This is a genomic window from Candidatus Omnitrophota bacterium (assembly GCA_028717245.1).
GTDB lineage: Bacteria > Omnitrophota > Gorgyraeia > Gygaellales > Profunditerraquicolaceae > JAGUYA01.
In genome coordinates, this window is sequence record JAQUOD010000005.1 from 103,058 (window position 1) to 112,284 (window position 9,227).

At 43.9% G+C, this 9,227-nt stretch carries 9 protein-coding genes; all 9 read left to right on the plus strand.

Going from position 1 to position 9,227, the window contains the following annotated elements:
• The first annotated feature begins 117 nt into the window (after positions 1-117).
• The 9 genes from PHV44_04520 (at position 118) to PHV44_04560 (ending at position 8,981) form a co-directional block, all read left to right on the plus strand.
• Positions 118-762, plus strand: coding sequence for a hypothetical protein (locus PHV44_04520; protein ID MDD5592545.1), 645 nt, complete (start codon positions 118-120; stop codon positions 760-762).
• Between the two features lie 24 nt (positions 763-786).
• Positions 787-1,917, plus strand: a complete 1,131-nt coding sequence (locus PHV44_04525) for a M20 family metallopeptidase (GenBank protein ID MDD5592546.1) — start codon at positions 787-789, stop codon at positions 1,915-1,917.
• Positions 1,918-1,929: 12 nt separating this feature from the next.
• Complete coding sequence (locus tag PHV44_04530) at positions 1,930-2,937, plus strand: PAC2 family protein (GenBank protein ID MDD5592547.1); 1,008 nt, start codon at positions 1,930-1,932, stop codon at positions 2,935-2,937.
• Entirely contained in the window at positions 2,934-3,563 is a 630-nt protein-coding gene (locus PHV44_04535) for an HAD hydrolase-like protein (protein ID MDD5592548.1), read from the plus strand. The genes PHV44_04530 and PHV44_04535 overlap by 4 nt, the downstream gene beginning before the upstream one ends.
• Positions 3,564-3,730: 167 nt before the next feature.
• Entirely contained in the window at positions 3,731-4,738 is a 1,008-nt protein-coding gene (gene hypE / locus PHV44_04540; protein MDD5592549.1) for a hydrogenase expression/formation protein HypE, read from the plus strand.
• On the plus strand, positions 4,739-5,479 hold the full coding sequence (locus PHV44_04545; protein MDD5592550.1) for a UPF0280 family protein: 741 nt from the start codon (positions 4,739-4,741) through the stop codon (positions 5,477-5,479).
• 281 nt (positions 5,480-5,760) lie between these two features.
• Positions 5,761-6,795 carry an ATP-grasp domain-containing protein gene (locus PHV44_04550; protein ID MDD5592551.1) on the plus strand — a complete coding sequence of 345 codons (1,035 nt, stop codon included), beginning with the start codon at positions 5,761-5,763 and terminating at the stop codon, positions 6,793-6,795.
• A gap of 1 nt (position 6,796) precedes the next feature.
• Positions 6,797-7,804 (plus strand): ATP-grasp domain-containing protein, encoded by a 1,008-nt coding sequence (locus PHV44_04555; protein ID MDD5592552.1) that lies wholly within the window; start codon positions 6,797-6,799, stop codon positions 7,802-7,804.
• Positions 7,797-8,981, plus strand: coding sequence for a KamA family radical SAM protein (locus PHV44_04560; GenBank protein MDD5592553.1), 1,185 nt, complete (start codon positions 7,797-7,799; stop codon positions 8,979-8,981). Before PHV44_04555 ends, PHV44_04560 begins: the two co-directional genes overlap by 8 nt.
• Positions 8,982-9,227: the final 246 nt, after the last annotated feature.

The window sequence follows — 9,227 nt, forward strand, 5'->3', positions numbered from 1 at the left end:
GTCCAAAATTCTAAACTTATATTTTGGTCATTGGTTATTTGTCCACTGGTAATTGTTTGTAATTTGGTGCTTGGTGCTTGGAATTTTATTTACGCAGCCCCCTGCTATGGGACAAAAATGCCCGAGAAAAAAGAGTTCTTTACCGGGGTCCAGACCCACACTATTTTTAAAAGATACCTGGAAAACGAATACGGAAAAGTAAGAAGCTTTCAAAATTTTCTCCTTCTCTCCTACGGCGTATACGACTGGCTCTCTATAGATTTAAAAGGAGGGGCGGGCAATATCAAACAGCGCCCCACAACAAGCGACGAGGTTGATTATCGCACCGGGTTTGCCGGCGGTTATGGCCTGCGTTTAAGGCTTTACGATAAAGGAAATCTGAAAATGGTTTTTGGTTTCCAGCACATCAGCGTGCATCCTAAGAGTACCCATTTAGGGACAGTCAAGAATCAGGCGATATTAGACGACTGGCAGGCTTCTCTATTGGTTTCTTATGATTTTTCCCGCAAAAGCGGGATCCCGCCATCTATTAAACAATGGGCGGGAAAAAAATTTACGCCCTATTTAGGGACAAGATGGTCCAGGATAGACTACATTCATACAGTAGCCGGTGACAAAAAGCGCAAGATGTCTGACCGCACCAAAAGCATTGGTTTAATTTTAGGCCTGGATTTGCCTCTTACGCAAAAAACCTGGGTTAATTTAGAAGGCCAGCTGTTTGACAGCGAGGCCGTAGCATTTAGCTTGAATTACAGCTTTTAACCTTCCTTAAAGCGCCTTAAAATAATGATAAATAAAAAACGCCTTATAAAACTTACCCGGAAATTAATCCGGATAAATTCGGAGAATCCTCCCGGGGACGAATACAGAATCGCTGTTTTTGTAAAAAATTATCTCGATAGGTTGGGATTAAAAACAAAAATTTATGGTTTTAGAAAGAGGCGCTCGAATGTGGTAGCGTTTTTGGAGGGCGTTGATAAAAAGCGCTCATTATTAATCACCCCGCACTTAGACACCGTGCCCTGCGGCAAGAATTGGCATTTTTCTCCTTTTGCGGCCGAGGTACGCTCCGGAAGGATTTACGGTTTAGGCGCTACTGACTGCAAAGGAAATCTAGCCTGCAGCTTAGAGGCAATAAATAGTATTGTTGAAGACGGCGCAACCTTAGGTTATAATCTGATTTTTGCAGCCACGGCTGATGAAGAAAGCGGTTCATCATTCGGGCTAATCCCTTTATTGGATAAGAGAATACTCAGGCCAAACGCAGCAGTTGTTTTAGATTCCGACGATTTTGATATTATCATTGCCCAAAAAGGGCTCATGCATTTAAAAGTAAAAATACAGGGTAAAAAGGCGCACGGCGCTTATCCCTGGCAGGGCGTTAATGCCATAGATGCCGCTATCGACATAATCAAGGCATTAAAGGTATACAGATTCGCCTTCGCCAAAAATAAATATCTAAGGCCCCCTACTTTAAATGTCGGCACCATAAAAGGCGGGGATAAGGTAAATATCGTAGCTGATTGGTGCGAATTTGAGTTAGACTTACGGTTCCTCCCGGGTATGTCGCCAAGAATCATTTTACAGGGCGTAAAAAATATTATCCGAAAACGGGACCCTAAATTCAAGGTAGAGATAGAAGGGATGCAAAAGCCTTATCAGATAGATAAAAGACATCCCCTGGTAGAATATTTTATGGCCGCGGCAAAGAAGATAAAAGTTCCCTCCCCTATAAAAGGTTCAGAAGGGGCTACTACCATCACTTTTTTTCAGGATAAAAACATACCGGCGATTGCCACTGGTTTCGGATGCTCAGGCTGCGCCCATACGACAGACGAATACGTAAAAGCCGATAATCTATATAAAGGCGCTTTGGTATTGGAAGAATTTTTAAAAATTTATCAGTTTAATGCTTGAAGGGAGAAATATATGGAAGGCATAAAATTTTCTAAGAATCCTAAATTAAAGAAGCCTTATTTTATCGCTGCCTGGCCGGGCATGGGAGAGGTGGCTTTTAAGGCAGCGACGCACCTGGTGCATAAACTTAAAGCCGAAGAGTTTGCCCAGGTGCCTCCGGAAGATTTTTTCTATCTTACGGAGAGCATTGTCACAGAGGGCATCCTGAAGGTCCCGGAACTGCCTTTTGGCAGATTCTATTATTGGAAAAATCCCGCCACAAAGATCGGCGGGTCCGCCAGGAATTCCGGCGGAAAGCCCGAAGGGAATGATTTGATTATTTTCATCAGTAATGCCCAGCCGGATCTGGCAAAGGCAGAGGATTACTGTAAAAGGATTATTTCCGTTGCCAGGAGTTTGAGGGTAAAAGCAGTAATCAGCCTTGCGGCTATGCCGCAGGCAATCGATCATACGCAGCCGTCAAAGGTATGGTTTGCCGCTACTTCAAGAGAGGTGGCCGATAGCTTAAAGAAACATAACCTGCGGCTTCTAGCCGAAGGCCAGATCAGCGGTATGAACGGGCTATTCCTGGGGATAGCTAAAAGGGAGGGCTTTGATGGTTTTTGCCTTTTGGGCGAGATACCGCTTTATACCATTCAGATTGAAAATCCCAGGGCCTGCGGCGCTACCCTTGAGGCATTAGCTAAAATACTCAACATAAAAATAGATTTTTCTGAACTTAACGAAGAAGCGCATATTATGGAAGGTGAAATCAACAAGCTCCTGGACTATCTTAAATTAGGCGCGCCTATTGGGCCGATCAGCGAAGAAGATATAGAAAAGATAAAAAAATCCTTGACGCAGCTGACGAAACTACCGGTTTCGATAAAAGAAAATATCGAGAAACTCTTCAGCCAGGCCAGGGCTGATATCTCGCGCGCCAATGAGCTTAAAACCGAACTTGATAAATGGAATGTGTATAAAGAATATGAAGACAGGTTCCTGGATTTATTCAAAAAGAAAAAAGAGGGGAACAATTGACAGGCAATAATAGAGTAAAGGCCATAATATTTGATTTGGGTAATGTCGTGGTAGATTTTGACCATAGAATAGCGGCAAAAAAAATATCCCGATTCACCCCAAAAACAGCCCAGGAGATATTTGATCTCTTCTTTGATTCCAAACTCACAGGGCTATTCGAGGAAGGGAAGATTTCCTCCCGGGAATTCTTCTTAAAGGTAAAAGAAACGCTCGATCTGAAATTAGATTATAACGGGTTTTTGCCTATCTGGAATGAGATATTCTTTTTAAGCGAAAAAAATCAGGCGGTATACGCTTTGGCCAAATCCTTAAAGAAGCGCTATAAGGTTGTGCTTTTGTCCAATATAAATATCCTGCACTTTGATTATCTAAAAAAGAATTTTTCCGTGTTTGATGCCTTCCACACCGTGATTACTTCTTACGAATCGGGATTCAGAAAACCGCATCCTTCTATATATCAAGAGGCGTTGAATGTCCTGAAGGCTTCTGCCCCGGAGGTCTTTTATACTGATGACCGCTCGGAATTAATAGAGGGCGCCTGCCGCTTAGGCATACGCAGTTTTACCTTCACAGGGATAGAGCAATTAAAGAAAGACCTTTTGGATAACGGCGTAAATGTTACATAAATTGTTAAATTTGTGTAATGTGTAAAGTGTAATGTGTAAAGCGGGTGTAATGCAAAAGACAGGTGTAATGGGAAAAACACTTGCATTACACGGTAAAATATTAAACCTACATTACACGTTACACATTTAACGTTACACAGAAACTATCGCCCAAAATATAAAATTCTATGTTTTCTAACAAAATATTATTAGGCCATGGCAGCGGCGGTGAGTTAATGCACAGCCTGATCAAAGGGCTATTTCTTAAAAAGCTGCATAACCCCATATTAAAAGAGCTCTCTGATAGCGCAAGGATAAACTATAAAGAGAAGCTTGCTTTTAGCACCGATTCTTTTGTCGTCAGCCCCTTGTTTTTCCCTGGAGGCGATATCGGAAAACTCGCGGTCTGCGGGACGATAAATGATTTGGTGGTCTCCGGCGCTGTCCCCGAATATCTTTCTTTGGCGTTTATCCTGGAAGAGGGGCTGGATTACGGTATATTAGAAAAGGTTGTAGATTCTCTTTCTTTTCATGCCAACAGAGCCGGCGTTTGTATTGTAACCGGCGATATCAAGGTAGTGGAAAGAGGCGCCTGCGATAAAATATTTATCAATACCTGCGGCATTGGCAGGATTCTTAAAAATAAGAAACTCTGCGTAAAAAACATAGAGCCGGCGGATAAGATTATTCTCACCGGAGGCATTGCCCGGCACGGCTTAGCGGTATTAGCCAAGAGAAAAGAGCTCAGCTTGGGGTTTAATATAAAGAGCGACTGCGCTGCCTTAAACGATTTAATCCTGCCCATACTCAAGAGGACGGATTCCGTAAAATTTATGCGCGACCCTACCCGCGGCGGAATAGCTACTACCCTAAATGAAATTGCGCAGTCTCGCCGGCTGGGTATTATTATCGATGAAAAAAGCATACCCATATCCGCAAAAGTCAAGGTGGCTTCTGAATTATTGGGGATAGACCCCTTATACATCGCCAACGAAGGAAACGCAGTAATGGTAGTTAGTCCAGACGGTGCTGATAAAGTTTTAACCTTATTGAGGAAGCATCCTTTAGGCAGGAATGCGCAGGAAATCGGAGTAGTGACAAGGCAGCCTAAGGCGACGGTGGTACTGAAGACCATTGTCGGTACGCAGCGCATCGTAGATATGCTCACTAGCGAACCCCTGCCGCGTATCTGTTAAATGAAAACCAATAAATATCAAAGACGGTTTTATCGGGATTGGGTAAATAGTAAAAGTCTGTATCTTTCGCATATAGTAGTAGAAGAGACGGATTTGCAGATTTTTAGTAATAAGATTCTGGATAAGGATTTTGTTAAAAATAAGATTAATTCCTACCGCCGTGATATCGAAGGCTATATAGCTAAAGACAGAAGATTCTTAACGACGCTAAAACCCATAGCGGTAGAGCTTCATGCCGCGCCTATTGTGAAGAAGATGGCTGAAGCAGCCTGCCTGGCCAATGTCGGGCCGATGGCAGCAGTAGCAGGCGCTATCGCTGAATTTTTGGGCAGGGGTTTATTAAGGAAAGGTTATAAAGACATAATTATTGAGAACGGCGGGGATATATTCTTAGCAGTCCGTAAAAATTACAGGATAGGGATTTATGCCGGAGAGAGTTTTAGGTTATCCAAGGGGCTTAAATTGAAAATAAGGCCTGAGGATACTCCTTTGGGCGTTTGTACTTCTTCGGGTAGCGTAGGCCATTCTTTAAGTTTTGGCTTGGCTGATGCCGTGACAATTTTATCCAAAAATGCTTCTTTGGCAGACGCGGCAGCTACGGCAGTAGCAAACCGCGTCAAATCAGCGCAAGATTTACAGAAGGCAGTAGATTTTGCTAAGTCGATAAAAGGGGTATCAGGCGTTGTCATTATAATAAAAGGCTGCCTTGCCAGTTGGGGCAGGGTTGAATTTGTAACTTGAAATCCGCTTTTCAAAAAAGAAAATTAATTAAACCCGCCGCTCATTAATCCCTTTTGTATAGTTGCTTTTTTATTTTCCCGTCGATAAAACGGAAGGCAGTAAATTCATCCCAAAACAAAAAATACTTGACAATAGCAAGATGTTGTGGTAAAAAAGAATGTAGATACAAGATTTAGGATATATCTCTTAAGCCTTTTGGGAGGTTAAATAAATTAAGTTGAAAAAAGTAGGCGAAGAATTCAGGGCTCTTAAATGAAGGAGCCCTTATTTTTTATATTCAGATGAAAACAGTCGGCTTAACCTACGATTTAAAGACAGATTACGAGTTCAAAAAAGACGATCCCCCGGATGCTAATGCCGAATTCGACGCCCCTTCCACCATAAAGGTCATTGCCTCTGCTATCCAGGACTGCGGTTTTAAGGTGAAAAGAATCGGTAATGTTTCAGATCTCCTTGAGAAGATAGATAATCTTGGCGTAGATATTGTTTTTAATATTTCTGAAGGGTTGTCCGGCAGGAACAGGGAATCCCAGGTGCCGATATTATTGGAAATGGCAGGTATCCCTTTTGTCGGGGCAGATGCCTTGACATTGAGCCTGACGTTAGACAAGATTATGGCAAAGAAGATTTTTATTGCCGAAGGGATTCCCACCCCGAAGTTTTTTGAAATAAAGGCGCCAGAGGCGCTATTGAATACCAACCATTTTAAGTTCCCCCTGATCGTAAAGCCGCGTTTTGAAGGCTCATCCAAAGGCCTGACCGAAAATTCCCGCGTAGAAAATACCCAAGAATTAAAAAAGCAGGTTGAATATATAGTGAATACTTATAAGCAGCCCGCTCTAATCGAAGAGTTTATCCGGGGTGAGGAATTTACGGTTGCGATAGTCGGTAACGACCAGCCTGAAGTTATGCCAATCGTGCAGATAAAGATAGATGGGCGATTTAAACTCAATGATAAATTTTATACATTTGCGCGTATTCAATCAGACAGGCTGGAATATATTTGTCCGGCGCGCATAAACAATGATTTAAAGGAAAAGATTTCCGAAATGGCTTTAAAAACATACAATGCCGTCGAATGCCGCGATTTCGGCAGGGTGGATTTCAGGGTAGATAACGACGGCCGTCCTTATGTATTAGAAATAAACCCCCTGCCTTCTTTATCTACGGAAGATGTATTTATGCTGGTGGCAAAGGAAATAGGAATTACTTACGAAGAGATAATCGGCAGAATATTAAACAGCGCGCTTAAGAGGTACGATTTTCCCGCCAAACGGGATCCCGCCACCAGATTAAATGATAGGCGGGAGAATTAAGATGAAGATAGCCATTGCCTATAACCTCAAGAAAAAAGACGAGACAAAGCCCGCAGATTATTTCTCGGAGTTTGATTCCGAAGAAACCATAGATGCCATATCCTGCGCGCTCAAACAAAAAGGGCATACGGTTGACCTGGTGGATGTCGAACAACCGCAGTTATTTTCTTATTTCAGGAAGAACCGCGTAGATATGGTTTTTAATATCGCAGAAGGCAAGTGCGGAAAATTCCGCGAATCAGAGATACCCGCGATACTAGACTATTTAGATATCCCGTATACCGGCTCAAATACCTTTTCTCTGGCCTTAGCGCTGAATAAGGCCCTCACTAAAAAAATACTGAAGGCAGAAAATATACCTACCCCCTGTTTTCAGGTTTTTTCAAAAGGAAACGAAGAATTGAATCCCGGACTAAAATTTCCTCTTATAGTAAAACCTAACCGCGAAGGTTCGGCTAAAGGCATAAATGCCTCTAACGTGGTTAAAGGTAAGGCAGAACTTTTAGATAAGATTAGAGAGATACGGGAATCGTATAAACAGGAAGTGCTGGTTGAGGAGTTTATCGACGGGAAAGAGCTGACCGTAGGAATTTTAGAAAACGGTAAGTCTACAATATTACCTATCCTAGAGATAGATTTTGCCAATTGTAAAAAAAGCGGCGAATATTTTTATTCCTGGCGTATGAAGGAATATCAGGGCAATAAAGAGTTCGGCCTTGTGCCTACTTTCCACTGTCCGGCAAGGTTAGATAGAGAAACAGAGGAATTGGTAAAAGAAACGGCCCTAAAGACTCACCAGGCAGTGGGTTGTTGCGATATTTCCCGCACGGACATACGTTTGAGCCAGGATAATATCCCTTATGTACTGGAAATAAATCCTTTGCCGGGGCTGAATCCTACGGAGTCAAACTTTCCGGTTATGGCTTATGCTGCCGGTATGAAATACGAAGATATTATTGAGGCCATATTAATGGGCGCCTCTGAACGGAGGGCGGTTAAAAATGAGTAATAATACAGGCGTAGCAGAGCACCAGAGGTTGCTTGCAGAGACCGTAGTACAGACGCGTATCTCTAGAAGGCCGCAGGATTACCAGCAGATCAGCTTGTATAAAGACGTAAACCCGTTAGACTGGGAAGATTGGCATTGGCAGTTAAAGCACCGCATCCGCTCCCGGGAGGAACTCGCGGAGGTGATAAAATTGACCCGCGAGGAAGAAGAAGGCATAAAGAAGGCCAGCGGCAGGCTGTCTATGGCGATTACGCCTTACTGGGCGACCCTGATTGACCCCGAAGACCCCGAGTGCCCTTTCCGGCGCCAGGCTGTACCTGTAATTTTTGAATCCACAGCGTCTCCGCACGAGATGGTTGACCCGTGCGCCGAAGACAGGGATTCTCCGGCACCGCATCTTGTGCACCGCTATCCCGATAGAGTTTTATTGTTAGCTACTGAATCCTGCGCCATGTATTGCCGCCACTGCACCAGGCGCAGATTAGTAGGAGAGCACGCAGAGAGCGATTCTCCTTCCAGGTTCGATGCGGCAGTCGAATATATAAAAGCAAACAAAAAGATCAGGGATGTACTGATTTCCGGCGGCGACCCTTTTATCTTAGAGGATGAAGAGATTGAAAGCCTGATCCAGAAGATCCGCGGTATCTCGCACGTGGAATTTTTAAGGATAGGTACCCGCGTGCCCGTAACTTTACCGCACCGTATTACGGAAAAACTGGTGAACATGCTTAAAAAATATGCGCCCATCTGGGTGAGCATACATTTTAACCATCCCAAAGAAATTACCAAACGCTGTAAGATTGCCTGCGATATGTTGGCCGACGCCGGCATACCCTTAGGCAGCCAGACTGTCCTCTTAAAGGGCATAAATGACCGGCCTTATGCGATGAAACGCCTGGTGCATGAACTCTTACAGATCAGGGTCAGGCCATACTATATCTATCAGTGCGACCCCGTAAGAGGGACCCAGCATTTCCGTACGCCTGTGGCAGTAGGGATAAATATTATCGAGAAACTCAGGGGCCATACCTCGGGTTATGCCGTGCCTACTTATGTTATCGACGGGCCAGGAGGCGGCGGTAAGATTCCGGTAGGCCCTAACTACGTCCTCTCCCAGGCAAAGGGTAAATACGTCCTGCGTAACTACAAAGGCAAAATCTACACCTATCTGGAATAATTCCTTCCCCTTTTTCTCGCTTTACGAGGTAGCGGGTCCTGCCGAGGCATATTTAATCTTTTCCGGGATCACTGTAAATACGGAAACCAATAGGTGGCTTTGACTTTATTGGTGGCGGCTCTAACTCTGCGGGAGTTCCCCGCCTGTGAAGGCGGGGGTGAGAGCCTGTTTCCTGCGTCTTCCATAACGTAGGAAGTGTGATATACTGTATGCATGCGATTAATCAAGTCAGCACACGCGGTATAC